The following is a 236-nucleotide window of genomic DNA, read 5'->3' on the forward strand; positions in this document are numbered from 1 at the left end:
GGGTGCGAACGTGAATGTCACGAGGGGGGGGCGGGCACGGAGCGACGCGACGTTGGTCAAGTGGGCGACCTGCAGCGAGTGGTCTAGATAGGCGCGAAGGTGTTCGGACATCCCGGTCGGCAGGTAGCGCGGAATGCGCGCCAACGACGCGCGGGCGAAATGGGCGCGAAGGTCGAGCGTGCCGCGGCCGTGGCCGGGGTTCGTGTACGAGCCGGACACCGCGATTTTTTTTTTTT

At 66.1% G+C, this 236-nt stretch carries 1 protein-coding gene; it reads right to left on the reverse strand.

All coding sequences use genetic code 11. The annotated features are described in order from the left end of the window. Window positions 1-236: hypothetical protein (locus tag G3N64_RS34240; RefSeq protein ID WP_205788106.1), on the reverse strand; the 236-nt coding region annotated here is incomplete at both ends.

The organism is Burkholderia sp. Ac-20344, assembly GCF_017104975.1.
In the GTDB taxonomy this organism is placed as follows: domain Bacteria; phylum Pseudomonadota; class Gammaproteobacteria; order Burkholderiales; family Burkholderiaceae; genus Burkholderia.